Source organism: Shewanella sp. SM32, assembly GCF_025654235.1.
Lineage (GTDB): Bacteria > Pseudomonadota > Gammaproteobacteria > Enterobacterales > Shewanellaceae > Shewanella > Shewanella oncorhynchi.
In genome coordinates this window covers 1-18,211 of record NZ_JAKKRO010000033.1, presented here as the reverse complement: position 1 = coordinate 18,211, position 18,211 = coordinate 1, and the positions used below count along the sequence as shown (strand labels likewise).

The following is an 18,211-nucleotide window of genomic DNA, read 5'->3' as shown; positions in this document are numbered from 1 at the left end:
TCTTGATAACTACTGTAAAGGTTAATTTTATGTGATAGTTTGTCGGTATTTTGAACTCACAGACGCAAGAGGGAAGCATGCTGACTATTTCTAATCTCACTAAAACCTATGATAACGGTGTTAAAGCACTCGATGGTGTTGATTTAACGATTTCCAAAGGGATGTTTGGTTTACTCGGACCCAATGGTGCGGGAAAGTCATCACTGATGCGTACCATTGCCGCGCTGCAAAGTGCCGACAGCGGCAGCATAGTGTTTGACGGTATTGATGTATTAGCCGATCCTCAAGCGCTGCGTAAAATCTTAGGCTATTTACCCCAGGATTTTAATGTTTATCCGCGTATTAGCGCCTATGACCTGTTAGATCATTTAGCCATTCTTAAGGGCATTAATCAGAGCAAGCTGCGTAAAGAAGCGGTTGAAGGATTGTTGGCACACACCAATCTTTATCAGCATAAAAATAAAGCCGTGAGTGGTTTCTCTGGCGGTATGCGTCAGCGCTTTGGTATTGCTCAGGCCTTGCTTGGTGATCCTAAGTTATTGATTGTGGATGAGCCTACCGCGGGTCTCGATCCCGAAGAACGTAACCGTTTCCATAACTTGCTGGTGAGTTTAGGTGAGGAAAAAGTGGTAATCCTCTCGACTCACATTGTCGAAGATGTGTCTGAACTCTGCGCTAATATGGCAGTTTTGGCATCGGGTAAAATTCTGCTTCAAGGCAATCCACATCAATTGGTGGGTGAATTAACGGAAAAAATTTGGACTAAGACTGTGAGTCAAGCACAGGCGCAGGAGCTTGAAGCGCAATTACCTGTGATTTCTAAGCGTTTATTAGCGGGACGCACTGTCCTTAATGTGATGGCTGACACTTGTCCTGAGGGATTTATCCCTGCGACAGCAGGGCTTGAAGATTTGTATTTTTCTACTTTACTCAGTCACCGCCGTCAGGCTGCCTAAGGAGATATCAATATGTTGTTATCAATGCTTAGGTTTGAGTGGCGTTATTATTTGCGTCAGCCATCCTTTTATGTTGTTTCTTTTCTATTGTTTTTAATGAGTTTTCTATCAGTCGTCTCTAACAATATTCAAATTGGTAGCGGCGGTGAGGTGATGAAAAATAGCCCATTTGGGATTACTCAAACCATGTTGATCATGGGACTCATTTCCATGTTTGCCGTGGTGAATTTTGTGGGTAGTACGGCTATCCGCAATCATCAGCATTTGATGGAAGAGCTGATTTATAGCAAACCCCTATCACCATTTGCATACCAATTTGGTCGGTTTCTCGGCAGTTTTGTTGTGGTGATGATGGTATTTGCCTTTATTCCCATAGGGTTAATGCTTGGCTCTTTTATGCCATGGGTCGATGCTAGCCGTTTTGGGCCTTTTGCGTTATCGAATTATCTTGTGCCGTATTTTTTACTCGCCATGCCGACTTTGCTGCTGATCTCGACTCTATTCTATGCGATGGCAAGTCATTTTCGTTCCTTAATGGCGCTCTATCTGACCGCTGTAGCCATGTTGGTGCTTTATACCTTGACGGGCGAAATGGCGAGTCAGCCACAATATCGTACTATTGCTGCTTTGCTTGATCCCTTTGCGCTGCGCACCTTTGCCGAAGTGACCCGTTACTGGACCATTAGCGAGAAGAATAGCCAGTTAATTGAATTCTCAGGACTCGTACTGCAAAACAGGGCGATATGGTTTGGAATTGCCTGTGCATTACTGGCCGTTTCAGGGATTTTCCGTCAGCCGAGTTTGACTAAGAAACGTGAGAAAAAATCCGATAAAGCGGGGACAGTCCCCAGCTTAGTGCCTTTGGCACAATTGGCTATGGCAACTGAGCCTAATGGTCGCCAGCAATTTTGGACGCGGGTTAAATTTGAAGTACGGCAAGTACTATTTACCGCGCCATTTGTGGTGTTAGGTGTGCTGACTATTTTCAATTTAGTCGGCCCCATGTTCGATGATTTTGGTTGGTACGGCACATCTAATTGGCCATTAACCCAAGATATGGTGGATAACATTGCTGGCGCGACGGGGCTATTGATGGTGATAGTGTTGATTTATTACAGCGCAGAAATCGTCTGGCGTGAACGCAGTTCAGGAATGGGAGATATCGTCGATAGCGTTCCTGTATCAAACTTAAGCTTTTGGGGCTCAAAGTTAGTGTCTGTGGTCATAGTGATGACCTTGCTCTATGTGCTCGCAATGTGTACCACAATTGTATTTCAATTGATAAAAGGTCAAGCCAATCTTGAGATTGCTCAGTACCTTATTCGACTGGGATTTTATTACCTCCTGCCGCTGTTGATGACCGCTGTGCTGGCGTTTTTCCTGCAAGTGCTTAGCCCAAATAAGTACGCAGGTATGGGACTATTTGTTGCTTATTATCTAACGACATTTGTTATGGCAAGCTGGGGATTTGGCCATAGCTTATATAACTTTGGTCAATCACCGACCTTAATTTACTCGGATATGAACGGCTACGGTTGGGGTTTATTAAGTCATGCACTCTATATGATTTACTGGGGGGCTTTTAGCCTTATCCTGTTTGTTTTAGGTTATGGCTTGTACCATCGCGGACCGCAGCAAAGCCTTAAAACTCGTATGGGATTACTGAGTTATCAGCTTGGTTTTAGTGGCAAAGCTATTGTGAGCGTTGCTTTGGTGGTGTTTTTGGGTATGGGCAGTTATTTGTTCTACCAAACAAAAGTGTTGAATCATTATTTAACCCAAGATGAAACCACAGATCTGCAAGCCGATTATGAGAAGGCCTTCAAACAATACCAAAGCATGCCGATTTTAGTGGCCACTAAGGTCAATGCGAATATTGATATTTTCCCTGAAGAGAGAAAAATTGTTGCTAAGGTGATATTCGAATGGCAAAACAAGTCAGATAAACCAATCGAAAGGATGTTAGTGCAGTGGCCCGAGCATACTGAGGCCGAAACGGTAAAAATCAATATCCCAAATACAAACTTAGGTGAGTTAGATAGCCGCTATCGCAATGCTTGGTTGACCTTTTCGACACCTGTGCAGCCTGGGCAGGTGGTGCAAGGGGACATTCAATTAGTACGTCAGTCTGTGGGTATTGCCGAAGCTGGCTTTGATATGTCAGTGGTTGAAAATGGCACCTTCATCAACAACTTCGAACTATTGCCCCTCTTTGGTTATCAAGACGGCTATGAGCTGATGGATCGCCACGAGCGCGAAAAGCGCGATTTAGCCGAAAAAGCTCGAGCGAACAAGCTTGAAGACAGCCGTTACTACACGCAAAACTTCTTTGGTGTCGATGGTGATTTCATTCAGTTTGAAGCCACTATTTCGACAAGTGCAGATCAAATTGCATTAGCGCCAGGGTATTTGCAAAAACAGTGGCAGCAGGATGGGCGTGAGTATTTCCATTATTCAATGGATAGCCCTATGGTGAATTTCTACGCGATTATTTCGGGCCGTTATCAGGTGGAAAAAACTGAGCACAATGGTGTTGCGGTTGAGGTTTACTACCATGCGGAGCATCCTTGGAACATTGCGCGCATGATAGAGTCGGTTAAAGATTCTATCGATTACTACACACAAGCATTTGGGCCTTATCAGCATAAGCAAATGCGAATTATGGAGTTTCCGGGTTACCGTAGTTTTGCACAAAGTTTTGCTAATACAGTACCTTACTCAGAGCGTATTGGTTTTATTACTGATTTACGCAATGAGGATAATATCGATCCTGTGTATTACGTCACAGCCCATGAAGTGGCGCATCAATGGTGGGGACACCAAGTGGGCGCTGCGAATGTGCAGGGCAGTGCTGTGATATCCGAAAGCTTGTCGCAGTATTCGGCGCTGATGGTGCTGGAGAAAAAGTATGGCGATAAAATGATCCGTAAATTCTTGAAATACGAATTAGATAGATATTTACGCGGCCGTTCATCCGAGTCCATAAAGGAGATGCCTTTGCTGCGCAGTGAAAATCAGCAGTACATTCATTATCAGAAAGGCTCAGTGGTGATGATGGCCATTAAAGATGTGTTGGGTGAAGAGAAACTTAACGCTAATTTGAAGGCATTCTTAGCGCGTTATCAGTATCGTAACGATCCTTTCCCAACCACATTGGATTTAGTGAGTTACCTTGAGCAAGGCACAGATGAAGCGCAAGCCCGCTTTATCGATGAGTCTTTTAATGAGATCACACTCTACGATCTTAGGTTAACCAATGCGGTAATGACCACTCTGCCTGATGGTAAGACGCAAGTTGACTTGAGCATTTATGCCAGTCGCAAAGTCGCCAGTGGTAAAGGTGAAGAAACCGAACAATCTTTAGATGCCATCATCGATATCGGTGCCTTTAGTGCCGATCCCGATAAGCTAAAGGATGACAAACAGGTGTTATTGATTGAGAAGCATAGGCTGGTCAGTGGTGAAAACAAGCTGACGATCACTTTGGCTGAAAAACCCAGTTATGTGGGGGTCGATCCCTTTGTGAAGCTCATCGACAGAGATACGAAGGATAATATCTTTAAACTCTAAATCCGTTTTGAAACCAGTTTGTTAAAACCAACGCACTATCTGGCATGACCTGTTAGATAGTGCGTTTTTTATGGCAAAACCCTGGGCTCATTTTGAAATTAATGCAAATTAGCTTGTTCTTCTACGTGCTTTTTCCTAAGGTGATTGCAAATGATTTTCAATGAGGCGTGATATGAATACCCATCTGCAGTTACAGGTAAACCATTGGCTTGAAAATGATCCTGACCCTCGCACTCAAGCCCAGTTACAAACCCTAATTGATAGCGGCAATGAAGCCGAACTCGCAGCGCGCTTTGCGGGTCGCTTGGAGTTTGGCACAGCAGGATTACGCGGTGTCGTCGGTGCTGGGCCTATGGGGATGAACCGTTTGGTGATCCGTCAAACCTCTGCTGGTCTTGGTGCATATCTACTTGATCAGATTAAAGATGCAGCCGAGCGTGGCGTGGTGATTGGTTATGATGGCCGCCACGACTCATTCAATTTTGCCCATGATGCAGCGAGTGTGCTCACCGCTATGGGGATTAAGGTACGCTTAACGTCCAAAGTAGCGCCAACGCCGCTGGTGGCCTTTGGGGTAAAACATTTTAATGCGGCAGCGGGCATTGTGGTGACCGCGAGTCATAACCCGCCGCAATACAATGGCTATAAAGTCTATTGGGAGAATGGCGCGCAGATTATTCCGCCCCACGACTCTGGCATTGCCGCGCAAATTGAGCGCGCCGCGAATCAAGCTATTCCGTTTTTAGAGCATGATGACGCGGTAAAACAAGGTAAGTTAATTATCCTGCAGGACGATTTTTACCAAAGCTATCGTCATGGCGTGCAGCAAGCTGAGGTGCTGCAAAACCATACCGCCCCTGAAAAGGTGAGTTTAGCCTATACCGCCATGCACGGCGTGGGTGCCGAAATGGCCGAAACGGTATTGAAAGATGCCGGTTTCACCCAAGTGTATTCGGTTGCCTCCCAGCGTGAACCCGATGGCGATTTCCCGACGGTTAACTTCCCAAACCCAGAAGAAAAAGGGGCGATGGATTTAGTGATTGCCGAGGCGAAAAAACACGGCGCTATGCTCGCCTGTGCTAACGATCCCGATGCCGACCGTTTTGCGGTCGCAGTGCGTAAAGAGGATGGCGAGTATCAGATGTTGACGGGCGATCAAGTCGGTGTGCTCTTTGGGCATTACTTGTTATCTCACGCCAAAGATAATCAACGACTTACGGGCACAACGATAGTGTCATCGAGTCTGTTATCTAAGATTGCTCAAGGGTTTGGCACGCAAAGCTTTACCACGCTCACTGGCTTTAAGTGGCTGATGAATGTAGGGATTGCGAAAACTTCGCCTGAGGATCAATTCCTGTTTGCCTATGAAGAAGCTCTTGGCTACACAGTTGGCAGTATGGTGTGGGATAAAGATGGCTTGTCGGCGCTGGTGGCATTTGCCCAATTGACTGCCGAGCTGGTGGCGAAGGGGCAAACGATTTGGGACAGACTCGAGCAAATTTACCGTGAGCATGGGTTCCATCTCAATGCGCAGGTGAGTATTGCCTTAAAACCTGACACGCCCAATATTGGCGCCTATTTGCGCGAGCATCCACCGGTTAAGATTGGTGAGTTAGATGTGCTATCAACCGATGATTTAAAGGCACTTGAGCGTCGTTTTGTTGATGGCAGTGTTGAGAGAATCGACTTACCTCCGAGCGATGTATTGACTTACTGCTTAGCGGGCGGCGCTCGGGTGATCGTCAGACCATCTGGCACTGAACCTAAAATTAAGTGCTACTACGAAGTGGTAGAAACTATGGTTGATACAGATACCTTAGCTAGCGCCCAAGCGAGGGCGAGCAAAGCCATGGATGATTTTATTCAGGCTCACCAAGCCAGTTTGCCAAAATAATCTTGGTTGCTGGTTAAGTTAAAACGCCAAAATTCACTTTTATTAAAAGGCTACTGACATCATGCTGTCAGTAGCCTTGTTTTATTCTTGTTGTCGCCCGTTAATGATTCAGTCCTGAATTGTACTAATAAGGTTTTGAATCATTGATATTTTTTCAACAAGGAGAAAGTGAAAATGTTATCTATTGCACCGTTAGTTTGGGGTGAAATTCCTGTCAGTGACATGAACCGTGCCGTTGCTTTTTATCAACAGCATTTTGGGGTCGAGTTTAAACGTGACGATATGGAAGAAATGGAATATGCGAGCATAGTCACTGAGGATGCGAGTGCGGCGAGCATAGGGCTAGTCAAATGCAGCATGAGCCAACCATCGATGCAGGGCAGCACAGTGTATTTGCATTTCAGCACCCACTTACAACCGCTAGTGGATAAACTCGCTGCCGCCAATGTGAATATTTTGCTGCCAGTGACGCCGATTAATGGTGGAGAGTGTGGTTACATCGCGTTATTTGCCGATAGTGAAGGCAATAAAGTCGGTCTGTGGTCTAAGGATAAGTAGTCTCGAGTGTTAAATTTTTAGCGTCGTGTCCTTAAGGCACGACGCTAACATTAACCTATTGGTTTAGATTTCTATGGAAGAAACAAAGATGGATGTGGTTTATATTGATGCTCGACCGTTACTTGGACTAAGCACCCGCACGAATAATCGGGCAGAAATGTCTATCGATAGCGCTAAAATTGGCAGTTTATGGCAAGCCTTTTTTGAATCATCCCAGCTGACCGCTATGCTCAATTCGCCCATGTATGGCGTGTATTATGACTATGAGTCAGACATGAATGGCGAGTTTTCTGTGCTGGTGGGTAAGGCAATTGATGCCCCTGTTGATGCAAGTCATTTTACGCCATTGGAGCTTAACGCGGGCAAGTACCTAAAATTCACTGCTCAGGGTGATATGCCACAGTGTGTTATCGATCTTTGGGGGCAAGTGTGGGGTTATTTTAGCGCGGCTGATTGCTTTCATCAGCGACGCTATCAAACGGATTTTGAAGTCTATCTTAGTGCTACTGAGGTTGAGATCTATATCGGGATTTTATGATTCAAATCGTAAAAACACTCAAGTGTGTATTCAAGGACATACCAGCGATTGACCTAGGGTAATAATACTTAATCAATTGATTGATAGATAAAGGGTTAAACCAGAGCTAATGCGCCGCGCCGATCGCCTATTTCAAATAGTGCAAATTCTCAAACATAAACGCCTGACCACAGCCCAAGAGTTGGCTGAACGGTTAGAGGTTTCTACACGCACGATTTACCGTGATGTGCAGGATTTGTGTTTAAGTGGCATTCCTATTGAAGGGGAAGCGGGTGTCGGCTATTTGTTGCGCCACGAGGTGAATGTTCCGCCCTTGATGTTTAACGAAGCCGAACTCGAAGCGATTCAAGTTGGCATGCGTATGGTGCAAACTTGGGGTGGTAAGGAGCTTGGTAGCGCCGCGAGGCAGGCGATGATTAAAGTCGAAGCTGTGTTGCCTAAACGATTACAAGCCTATCAATCCTTAATGTTTTCACCGGATTTTTACCTCGATTCCAATGAGTTTCAATTCCTTGATCCCTTGCGTAATGCGGCTCAGCGCCGCGAATACGTCAAACTCTTCTACCAAGATGTCAAACTGGATGTTACCGAGCGGGAAGTTAGGCCGCTCGCCATCTATTTTTGGCGTGGTACTTGGACCTTACTGACATGGTGTGAGCTACGTGCTGATTTTCGTAATTTCAGGGTCGATCGCATCACAGGTCTTGTGCGGTTAAACCGTCATTTTGATCTCACTCTTGGGCAAGAGCTTGAAGATTATATTTGCCTGATGGATGAGCAATCGAAGGCGCGAGCAGAAGCGAAAGAAAAGCCACTCGAATGAGTGGCTTTGTATTACATTTCTAATTTGCTAGTAACTTTCTAGTAATTCGCTAGTTGTATCGAGATCTCTCTGATACTGGTGTCATAGTAGTTATTGAGAGCCTAAGCTCACCGTTTTTAATTGTTTAACATGACTTCACTTGATTGCGAAATATTCAGTTTTTTGATTAAACCATCTTCATCATTGTTTTGGAGCTCGCCGACGGCAACCTGAATATTACGACTCAGTCCTAATTTTTGAGCGCTTTTAGGACGATTAGCAATGTCTTCATCCGTTAGTGGATAGGATTCACTGGCATCGATATTAAATTGACTCGAATCTATTGCTGTAAATTTACCGCTGATAGGTGCGCCATGTTGTCTAACAATATTCGCCAATTGCCACTCAAAGCCACTTTTTGACTGTGCCGAATTAATCGCTGCAGGCCAATCCCATACACCATAACCGTTAATATCTTGATGAAGATATTGGTCGACTAAGGCTTCTGGTCCATTAAGATTATTCGCATTCGCTCCGCCAAAGGTGTAAGGAAAGTTAGGTCTATTTGTCGGATGATTAATATGCGCATTACCACCCCATTTTAAGAAGTTCTCATATTTTATATCGTACATCATATATAAACTTGAGGTGTATGGGACATCTGCCTTTTGTTTAAATAGGGTGATTGAAATATAACGTTTGCTGCGAGGCGGCATAATTGCGCGGTACTGCGCCTGACTCGAAATCGTTGTACTTTTGCCGTCGGTTTCACTCCAACCTTGGCTGGCAGAAAATTCGGCGCTGATTTCAGAACTCGCTCCACCTATTCCTGGAATACCCACTTCATATTTATTGGTTACGCCAATTTTTTCGGAGAAGGAGAAATTATCGGTTTTGGCCCAGCTAGTGGTGTAATCATAGTTAAGAGTGGCGACACCGGTATCTTCGGTATCGCCCCAGTTATAGATAACCACAGGAGCAGTATAAATAGCCTCACGATCATAAACTTGAGGTGAACCTAACTTTAGACTTTGAGGATTAGTGACGAAATGAATATTTTGTAAATTTACCTTCAAACGTTCATTCGCTCTGTAGCCGCTTGCATAAGGATCATTACCGTTATAGCGGGCTTTAAGACTGTATTCGTTGCTCGATTCTCTTCTGACTTCGATGTCTTCACCAACATACTGGGATGCTGTACCGCCAGCCCATGCATATCCGAGATGGTGTCCTAAGGAGAATAACGAGCTGATAAACGAGGGGTCGTTAATTGCATCATTTTTAAGCGAATCAAGATCAGGGGCTGCGTGTTCTACCATTGACAGTTTTGGAATAGTATTCGGAATAGCAGCTTCGGCCAACAAAGAAACAGTTCCAAGTGCGGTTAAACAGGATAAAGTTAATATACCCAGGCTAGATTTTGTTCTCATGATTGTTCCTTTATTTTAATAAAATACGTCCTTTCATTGAGAGCGCCGATGGCAATTATATGTAGTCCTGAATCATATAAATAATCATTACTGCTAGGCACATCTAAAAAGCTAACACTTTTATTTTTATTAAACAAAATAAAAATGAATTAATTTTAGGCGTGTTTTAATCTGGTTAAAAATGTTAATCACTTTATTTTTAAACGGTATTTAGAACTTTATAATATAGTGTATTTACTTTAATTTTTGGTTGGTTGGTTTTTGAATGTGGATTAATATTTATGCGGCATTTTATTATGTAAAACTTTTTAAATGGACTCTTCATTCCGAGAACTATACTGAGATGAGTGCTGTAATAGATGCTGTAAATAACATTTCTGAATGGACGTTTTAGAGACTAAATAGTTTGAATATGGTTAGGTTAAGTATTTTTTTTATTGTTTGAGCCTTTGTTATTGCTGATAAATATCATCACTCTTCCATTATCGTCGATGTGTGAAATACCGTTAAAGCCGATACTGTTAGTTGCACAGACATAAGAGTCTAAATATATGAAGATTGTGGAAAATCAAGATAACGTGGAAGTAATTTTCTAGGGGGCGATGTCTCAGAGGGGTTAGGCTGTGTAAAAGAGTGGTAGGGACAGTGTAAGTGATTGATGCAAGAGTCAGTGCCGTTGCTGAACACTGACTCTTTGTTGACTTAGTGGATAAAGAAAAACAGTCCCATACTCAGCACTGTTGTCAGTAAGGTATTACGGGTGACGAGCGCCAACACTGTAGCGACTAAGGCGCAGATGAGATAGCTGTTGTCTAGGCTCAGATCGAGCTGACCTTCCTGCACAAATACTATGGGCGCAAAGATCGCAGTGAGTACCGCAGGGGCCGAGTAACTTAAAAAGGTTTGGGTGCCCTTACTTAATCGCAGCGGTAGTTTAGGCTCAAGTAGTAAATGACGACTGATAAACACAACCGCCGCCATTGAAAAGATCATTAACCAAATCATGCTTTTTCTCCTGACAATGTTTTTGTCTTAATGTCAGTCCCAACTCCAGTATCCACTTCTGTTTTGGTCTGTGCGCTTGCTAGCTGACTGTGACTGGCGGATTGTTCTGCGCGTTCCGCTTCCTTGGTCACTTTGGCGTAAAGTACACCTGCCGTCATTCCCGCAATGGCGGCAATGAGCAGTCCCGCTTGAATTTTAAAAACGGCGCATACTACTGCTAGGGTGAGCGAGACTAATACACAGACGAGAATCGATGGCTTTTTTATGGTAGGAACGACCAGAGCGATGAAGGTGGCTGCGATGGCAAAATCTAATCCCATCTCATCTAAATTCTCGATCGCATTGCCCGCCACTATGCCAAGTAGTGTGGCTATGTTCCAACCGATATAGAAACTCAAACCGCCGCCAAGGGCGTACCAAGGGTCGAACTTATGTAACTTGCCTTGATTAGCGATGGCAAACAGTTCATCTGTGAGCAAAAAGCCCAATGTCAGGCGCCACTTTAACGGCAAAGGACTGATTTGACTGCGCATCGCCATTGCATATAACAGATGGCGTGAGGTGATGAGTAACGTCGTAATTAAGATACTCCACAGACCAATACCGGCTTTCACCATGCCGAGTGCCACTAATTGAGCCGCGCCCGCAAAGATAATCGCCGACATAGCTTGGCTCTCAATGGGCGTTAGCCCAACCTCAATGGCGAAGGAGCCCGCTAAAATTCCCCAAGGTACAACCGCTATTGTCAACGGCATCATGGCTAATGTACCTTTTAAAAATGCCTTGGATTTCGATGGATGCACAGGATAAACATTAGGTTCTATAAGCTTGTCGGTGGTCACTTTGGCTCCTAAAAATAGCGGCGACGGGGTTGCTGTTAAACAATAAATGCTTGGATAAGCTTGCTTGCTTAGTCAATCGAGGAGAAAGCAAGAATGAGCATGGCAGATTAACTTAAAGTGATTGTTTAGGCTTGGATAATATTGCGGCCTATTTCTTTGGCAAATTGCCCCGGGGTAACACCGACTGTCTTCTTAAAATGTCGATTCAAGTGACTTTGATCGTGAAAACCACAATCGAGGGCGACATCGAGCAGCCGTGTGCCTTGTTTGATTTTTCCTTTGGCGAGTCTCACTCTTGCTTGAATTTGGTAAGCGTGGGGCGGTAAGCCGTAATAACGCTGAAATTGCTTCAGCAAATAATAGGGGCTTAATCCCGCGAGTGTTGCCAGCTCTTCAAGGGAGATGTCGGCTGCAGGATGATCGTCGATAAAGGATTTCACCAGTGCTAACGCAGGCTTAGCGATTACAGCGAGGTCATCGCTTGGGCGATTCTTGCCATGGCGTGTCATCAACTGTGTCAAGCTTGAATAGACCAAGCTTTCGCGCAGTAAGCGATTGTCCGATGTATCTAAGGTAGTAAAGGTGAGGCGCAGCAGTTCGGCTAATTCAGGATCGTACACTACGGGCTCAGGGAAATAGGGCGCACCGCGGTTTGATGCTAGCTCACTGTTAATATTGGCAAACTGCGCGGGTACTGGATACATGGCACGATAGGACCAACCGCCCTCGGTGGCGCTACAGCCATTATGGACTTCGTCGGCGTTGACGAGAATGATGCTGTGCTTTGGCGCCACATGGTTGCCACCTGTGCGATAAAAACGCTGCGCCCCCGTTTCAATCACGCCGACTGTATAACCTTCATGGGTGTGCCGACTAAAGTTTTGTTTATGGTAGTGGGCATTGAGTAACTCGAGGCCACCTAATTCATCGGGAATCTGGTAGGCCGCATGTTCTGTGTTCACACTAGGCCTTCGTGTTTAGTGTATGAATGGGCGGGTTGTGCCTGATAGTAACCCAGAAACCCTCAGTGCTTTTGTACAAAATTGCGCATATTGGATTTTGTTTGCGTTTAATGGCGTTTTTTTTAATGTGTGTTGCTTAATGCTTGTCGTTCAGTCTTGCTCGCGATAGGCGTTATTTAGGTTGCCTGCTGTAATGTTGTGAGTTCTGCCCCCGCGATAGCCTCTAGGTGTTGAGTGATTTTCTCTATCGGCCAATCCCACCAAGCGATGGCAACAAGCTCATCTATCACAGTTTGCTCGAATCTCAGCTTGATCACTGTGGCAGGATTACCGCCAACCACAGCGTAGGGCGGTACATCTTTTGTCACTACGGATTGGCTGGCAACAATGGCGCCGTGGCCAATTTTCACCCCTGGCATGATAGTGGCGTTATAACCAATCCATACGTCGTTACCGATACAGGTGTCGCCCTTAAAAGGTAAATCTTCGGGCTTGGGCGCCGCTTTCGCCCAGCCATTGCCGAAGATATAAAAGGGATAAGTTGAAAAGCCAGATACTTGATGATTGGCGCCATTCATAATGAATTTCACGTCTTTCGCAATGGCGCAGAATTTACCGATATTCAGTTTATCGCCAATAAAGTCAAAGTGATAAAGTACATTCGACTCGAATCTTTCAGGACCAGCTGGATCGTCATAATAAGTGTAATCACCGACAATAATGTTCTCGCGGGTGATAAAATTTTTAAGAAAACCAACCTGAGGAAAGCCTTTCATCGGCGCTTTATCGTTGGGGTTAGGACCTAACTGCGGGTGAGTGTGGGTACTTGGCATGAATACCTCCGTGCTTAAAAGAGTTGTTTACTAGGGTAATGCATTGTCTTTTTTGAATCGTCGTACTTTGGTACGCATATTCTTCATCGGGGAATAAGTATTGAATTGGATCATACGGCCCAACGTCCATTTATCGTACCAAGTTATGCCGTACAGTTGCTGATCACTGAGACTCGCAATCAGCGCTGACAATTTTTCCATTGTCATTTCATATTCATCAAGTAAATCAGTATATTGCCATTGGCTATATTCATGATGAAATCGCTCTGCTAATAATCCCAGTTGATTCCATTTATAACCCGTATCGGGAAAATCAACGGGGAGTGCTTGCGATGTTAACTCGTACCATTTGAGCACTAATTTACCCCAGCCAATAAGGTAAGCGACTGTATCACTTACACTAATTTGTGTACCTTTGATGTTTCCTTCTATGCTGCACACACGGGACATTTGGGTTGGGATTGAACGATAGTCAGCCATCAGTTTGGGGAAAACTGAGTAAATAGCCAATTCAAGTTCTTGTTTTGATTGGGGGATAGATGTCATCACTACCTCGTTTATGTCAGGCGCTTAGGCTGAATTTCACATCGTCCATTGGGCAGTTTAGTATTCACCTGCCACAATAAGCACTTGTTCAATAGATTCAACAACTAAGGTAAGTGTACTATTGTCTCGCTTAACGCCGACAGAGCAAATGGCCATCGCGCCGTTACCACAGGTTATTTCAGGGTAATCTTCTGTCATTGGCGTTTCATCTTCTGCTACGGGCGCTAATACCCAGCCAGCAGCTAATAAACTCGATTTCACCTCAGCGTATTCTTTGCCCCATAACGCGCTGGTGTCCTGTGCTTGAGTAAAACCAGACCATGCACCAAGGCTTAGCATGAGCAGTGGTAGAATGATTTTTTGCATATAAAGCTTTCTAGTTCCTATGTGGTTTCTGTTGGTCGCTTAGTGCTTGTGAGCGTGTTAACAGCATATATTATTCATAGTCCCTCTGCGCATTATCCTTATGTGCATTAGTTGAGGGAATTATGGCTGTTCTTGTTTATTCGTTTTTCCCAATATTTTTCATACAGTATCTGTGTTGATATAAAAATAACAACGAACACCCCCGTATCAATAATAAATTTCAATGGATCAAAAGGATCGCTAAAAATATCGTAGTGAAAATCGAAGTATTTGAATAATAATTTGGAGCCAATAAAAGCAAAGATAAAAGAGATAAAGAACTTCAATGGTTTTTCCTTAAAATATGTTGATAAATTAACCATTCTCTTTGGCGCGTTTGTACTCTTGTTGGGATTGATAAATTCCCAGAATGATCAGGCCAAATACGAAATAGAACATTTTTTGCGCTGAAAACTCGATTGTCAACGTAGGATGTTCTAGGTGGCGGTATAGAATACTGTGAGAAATTGCCTCTGTTATCGTCAGAATAAATGGATAGCTAATTAATGCGATAGACGATATTTTCGCGAATATGTACGTTTGAGGTTGTTTAATGAATTTTGCAATAAATAGTAACCCAAATGATAGCGTCAGATTGCTTATCCATAAAATAGCCGCCGTAATTCGTACTTGAGTATGACTGGCTTGTTCCGCATCGGGATAAACCTCTAATATCTCCTGCAAGTAGCTTGCTGGGCTCACTAATCCCCAAACAGGGTAAAGGCATAGCAGCACGGCAGTGAGCATTAAAATATATCTGATAAACATCCTTTTTCTCCGACAGATTCTGCTTGGAAAGCTATACTTGTTGTACGAATCATTACCTTAGCATTGTTTTTTACAAGTGGCGATGCTTTAGCTAAAACTAAATTATTGTGACAAAATCCTTGTTGTTGGATTGCATACTATTTTTTAGGCGCCAACAGCAGAATAGATAAGTAACAAAGATAACGGGATGGAAAATAGACCAATTAAACGGAATTTATTGTTGAAGTATTGAGCAGACAATAGCGCAAACTTCCTATGTAACCTTGGAGGCGTTAACGCCAAGCCCATTCCAACACTGAACAATACAATACCTATCGCAAAAATGGTCTGTGGAAACTGAGTATCGGTTGAGTAATGGGTAAAAATGAGACCCGCAATAACTCGGCTAAACACTTCAGCAATATGGAAGTAGGGCTGCTCGCTAAATGAAATAATACCCTTCGAGAAAGACGCAGGTTTTACAACCATCACTAGGCTTAATAACAACATCAATAGACCAAAAGCTGCAATAAAGTACATAGTCGTTCCTTGATATAGTGATGTGTTGATGTTGAAACTATAAATTCAGCGACACAATTAAGCACTCTCATTCCAGTGACACGCTCTGCTTAAATAATAAAAGTCATCCCAGAGGGGTCGACGGCGGCATCTACTGCATATGGATGCGCGAATGCCACGGTCACATGGTCAATTATGTTCCCGACATAATAGTGATATTCCCCCTACTCCTATGGGTCAGATATGAATGAGCGGCCATGCCGCCAACGGCCACTTCCATAAGAGTGCTTAATTTCGTTAATTCCTGGGTACCTTTTTAGCCAGTTCCCGCACTATCAGTTTCCCTTTTCAAGTCGGTACATCAGGGCATATATTCATTTTTAATCTTAAAAACATGTGGGTGTCCTCACTCTTTTCTGTCGTGGCATAAAAAACAAAACAAGGTCGTGGGGCTTCACCCCACACCTGACCAAGGAGGACTGCTCGTCCTATCCTCCTTGGATGCTCCAAGACGCCCCAACGGAGTTGAAAGCCCCTTGTGCTCATTGCCAAATTTGCTATCGCTTCCGAAGGATGCATTCCTGCACCTGCGAAAGCTAGCTTGCCATCCATGGCAAGACTCACGCAATTTGTCTATTCGCCCTGCGGCAACTCCGAGGGGAAGGTGAACTCCTTCTGCTATTGTGTTGTTTGCAAGTCATGCAAAGTAAACCGAGTAATGCTTACAACCACTTTTAGACATTTAACAATGGGTGTCTCTTTAAATTATCGCCAAATCCGACAAATCCGCATTAGGTAATGCGACCATTATTCGCTGTGGTCGCCAAAGCCGCGCCGCCGACCGCCGTATGATGGCCGCAGAAATGGATATCAGCCCCAATGTGCTGGCGAAGCTGGTTCCATTGGATAATGTGATGAAGGATATGAATACCAATCAGGTAGTAAAGGAAATATTCAAGGAGGCAAAATAGAAATAGTTAAATTGTGCACATAAACTAAGAAAAATAGTTCATTGATTAAGTTTGTTCATATGATTAACATTAGTAAAACCAACCTACTATTATACATTTATGAGCACAGTAAAACTAAAAGACTACAGGCCTTTTCAAATTATTTTTATTATTGGTTTGATTATATTTACCATGTCATCAATCTCGATAATAATTAATGATGTTTTGGAATATGACTCTAAGCTGTGTGCCTCAAACATCTGCTTTTCCTATTTTACCAGTCTATTCAGTTTTCCAATTGATGTGGCGAAGGCTACAGTTGCATTACTTGCACTAGCAGCTCTCTTGCATAAAAGTGAGGAAACTCAGTATCAAATTAAAATATCAATATCACAAAATACTTATAGCAATTATTTTCATCATCGAAAAATAATTAATGAAGAGTTGGATAGTAAACTATTGGATAGTGATGTAAAGATTGTTAGCTTTAACTCTTTTTACAATCTTTTATTCCCAAAAAACAAACCAAATAAATTTGAATTTACATCAGACATAAATGATGTTGAAGTTCTATATAGGGATTTTTTTGACAATTTATTTAGTCAAAGTTCCTTTGCCAGAATTTATGGTCGTGGAGGTAGCTTAGGAACTGGTGTTGTTCGGCTTGGAAGTGTAAGCATTAAAGATAAATTTGATATTATTCGCGAGTTTGATGATGCGATTTTTGAACTGCTTGAGTCTCTTGGTTTAAGGGTTGCTACTGAACATTACACATTGAATAAAAGCTATGCAGTTTATAAAAGTAGAGCCCTTTCATTAGAGGAGTTTAGTACCGTAGAATATGAAAGTATATCAAGTTATGATATATCAAAAATGTTAATTCTTATACGGAACATTGGAGAGGTAATCAATAAATTATCTTACTCTAATAGAGAGTTAAGTTTTTTAACTGTCGGGGATGACATATTTAGACAAAATTTTAGCACTAAAGACACATTTTTTATGGTTGTGGGTAATATAGACGCTCAAAAGAAAAAAATAATTAAAGATATAATTCAACCATAATCACTCACGTACCCGTTAACGGGTACGCTTTTCTCCTGCCTAAAATCTTCGTGTACCTATAAGCGTATTTAGCCAACGCTGTGAAGCGTTGGCACGTTAGCCCGCCGTGAGGCAGCGTATCCCAAGGGGAAAACCATGCTTAACTTTTGTGGCGATTGCTGTCGGCGTGTTTGTGGCGTTAATCGCGTCCCGTCTGTTCGTCGTTTAATTGATTAAGGGGTAGAACAAGCGCAATAGCTAAACTTCCATCTTTTTAAAACGTTGCCGCAAATTACACCGAGATTTGCTAAGCCGAATTCGATTGCGGACGTGACCTTCGATGATATGGATATCATCGCAGAGCCCTGAAGGATCCCCTCATAAATCAGCCATAGCATAGCCATATTTGAGCAACTGATTGGCGAATAATACCCAGGCCGCCAGCAATTCTTTCTCCGTGATTTGATAATCAGGCCGCCTGAGTACCTCCAATCCCAAGCGAATCGTTGAGAGTACCGTTCGATGCCCAATGGTATTGGCCTGAAAATGCTTATCCCAGCCCTGTTGCTGTGCGTGTAAACCAACTAGCCACAACAGGCATTGAACCATC

The 18,211-nt window shown here is 43.5% G+C and carries 16 protein-coding genes and 1 pseudogene; 7 read left to right on the top strand and 10 right to left on the bottom strand.

The genetic code is table 11. From position 1 onward, the window contains the following. Positions 1-77 precede the first annotated feature (77 nt). The 6 genes from L5M10_RS14070 (at position 78) to L5M10_RS14045 (ending at position 8,339) form a co-directional block, all read left to right on the top strand. Complete coding sequence (locus tag L5M10_RS14070; protein WP_263255447.1) at positions 78-956, top strand: ABC transporter ATP-binding protein; 879 nt, start codon at positions 78-80, stop codon at positions 954-956. 12 nt (positions 957-968) lie between these two features. After that, complete coding sequence (locus tag L5M10_RS14065) at positions 969-4,526, top strand: ABC transporter permease/M1 family aminopeptidase (protein ID WP_263255446.1); 3,558 nt, start codon at positions 969-971, stop codon at positions 4,524-4,526. 172 nt (positions 4,527-4,698) lie between these two features. After that, entirely contained in the window at positions 4,699-6,420 is a 1,722-nt protein-coding gene (locus tag L5M10_RS14060; RefSeq protein ID WP_263255445.1) for a phospho-sugar mutase, read from the top strand. Positions 6,421-6,594: 174 nt separating this feature from the next. Then, positions 6,595-6,978: a VOC family protein gene (locus L5M10_RS14055; RefSeq protein WP_263255444.1), complete on the top strand. Its 384-nt coding sequence runs from the start codon at positions 6,595-6,597 to the stop codon at positions 6,976-6,978. Between the two features lie 88 nt (positions 6,979-7,066). After that, positions 7,067-7,516 carry a GyrI-like domain-containing protein gene (locus L5M10_RS14050; protein WP_263204213.1) on the top strand — a complete coding sequence of 150 codons (450 nt, stop codon included), beginning with the start codon at positions 7,067-7,069 and terminating at the stop codon, positions 7,514-7,516. Positions 7,517-7,625: 109 nt separating this feature from the next. Further along, positions 7,626-8,339, top strand: coding sequence for a helix-turn-helix transcriptional regulator (locus L5M10_RS14045; protein ID WP_028760503.1), 714 nt, complete (start codon positions 7,626-7,628; stop codon positions 8,337-8,339). 116 nt (positions 8,340-8,455) lie between these two features. Here L5M10_RS14045 and L5M10_RS14040 read toward each other — a convergent pair whose 3' ends face one another. From L5M10_RS14040 to L5M10_RS14000, 9 genes are all read right to left on the bottom strand, one after another. After that, positions 8,456-9,748, bottom strand: a complete 1,293-nt coding sequence (locus L5M10_RS14040; protein WP_212599863.1) for an aerolysin family beta-barrel pore-forming toxin — start codon at positions 9,746-9,748, stop codon at positions 8,456-8,458. 702 nt (positions 9,749-10,450) lie between these two features. Then, a complete protein-coding gene (locus tag L5M10_RS14035) occupies positions 10,451-10,753 on the bottom strand; it encodes an AzlD domain-containing protein (protein WP_219250232.1) in 303 nt (100 codons plus the stop codon). Beyond that, a complete protein-coding gene (locus tag L5M10_RS14030) occupies positions 10,750-11,595 on the bottom strand; it encodes an AzlC family ABC transporter permease (RefSeq protein ID WP_263199264.1) in 846 nt (281 codons plus the stop codon). Before L5M10_RS14030 ends, L5M10_RS14035 begins: the two co-directional genes overlap by 4 nt. 125 nt (positions 11,596-11,720) lie before the next feature. Continuing rightward, a complete protein-coding gene (locus L5M10_RS14025) occupies positions 11,721-12,557 on the bottom strand; it encodes an AraC family transcriptional regulator (RefSeq protein WP_263255443.1) in 837 nt (278 codons plus the stop codon). 176 nt (positions 12,558-12,733) lie between these two features. Beyond that, on the bottom strand, positions 12,734-13,390 hold the full coding sequence (locus L5M10_RS14020; protein WP_263184591.1) for a Vat family streptogramin A O-acetyltransferase: 657 nt from the start codon (positions 13,388-13,390) through the stop codon (positions 12,734-12,736). A 30-nt stretch (positions 13,391-13,420) separates the two neighbouring features. Then, entirely contained in the window at positions 13,421-13,936 is a 516-nt protein-coding gene (locus tag L5M10_RS14015) for a ClbS/DfsB family four-helix bundle protein (protein WP_263184589.1), read from the bottom strand. Between the two features lie 57 nt (positions 13,937-13,993). After that, a complete protein-coding gene (locus L5M10_RS14010) occupies positions 13,994-14,302 on the bottom strand; it encodes a hypothetical protein (RefSeq protein ID WP_263181153.1) in 309 nt (102 codons plus the stop codon). Positions 14,303-14,656: 354 nt separating this feature from the next. Continuing rightward, a complete protein-coding gene (locus tag L5M10_RS14005; protein WP_263255442.1) occupies positions 14,657-15,109 on the bottom strand; it encodes a hypothetical protein in 453 nt (150 codons plus the stop codon). A gap of 144 nt (positions 15,110-15,253) precedes the next feature. After that, complete coding sequence (locus tag L5M10_RS14000; protein ID WP_173245680.1) at positions 15,254-15,628, bottom strand: hypothetical protein; 375 nt, start codon at positions 15,626-15,628, stop codon at positions 15,254-15,256. 1,049 nt (positions 15,629-16,677) lie between these two features. Here L5M10_RS14000 and L5M10_RS13995 point away from each other — a divergent pair. After that, positions 16,678-17,622, top strand: coding sequence for a hypothetical protein (locus L5M10_RS13995; protein WP_263255441.1), 945 nt, complete (start codon positions 16,678-16,680; stop codon positions 17,620-17,622). A gap of 357 nt (positions 17,623-17,979) precedes the next feature. Here L5M10_RS13995 and L5M10_RS13990 read toward each other — a convergent pair. Next, a pseudogene (locus L5M10_RS13990) lies at positions 17,980-18,211 on the bottom strand (IS4 family transposase); the annotation flags it as partial.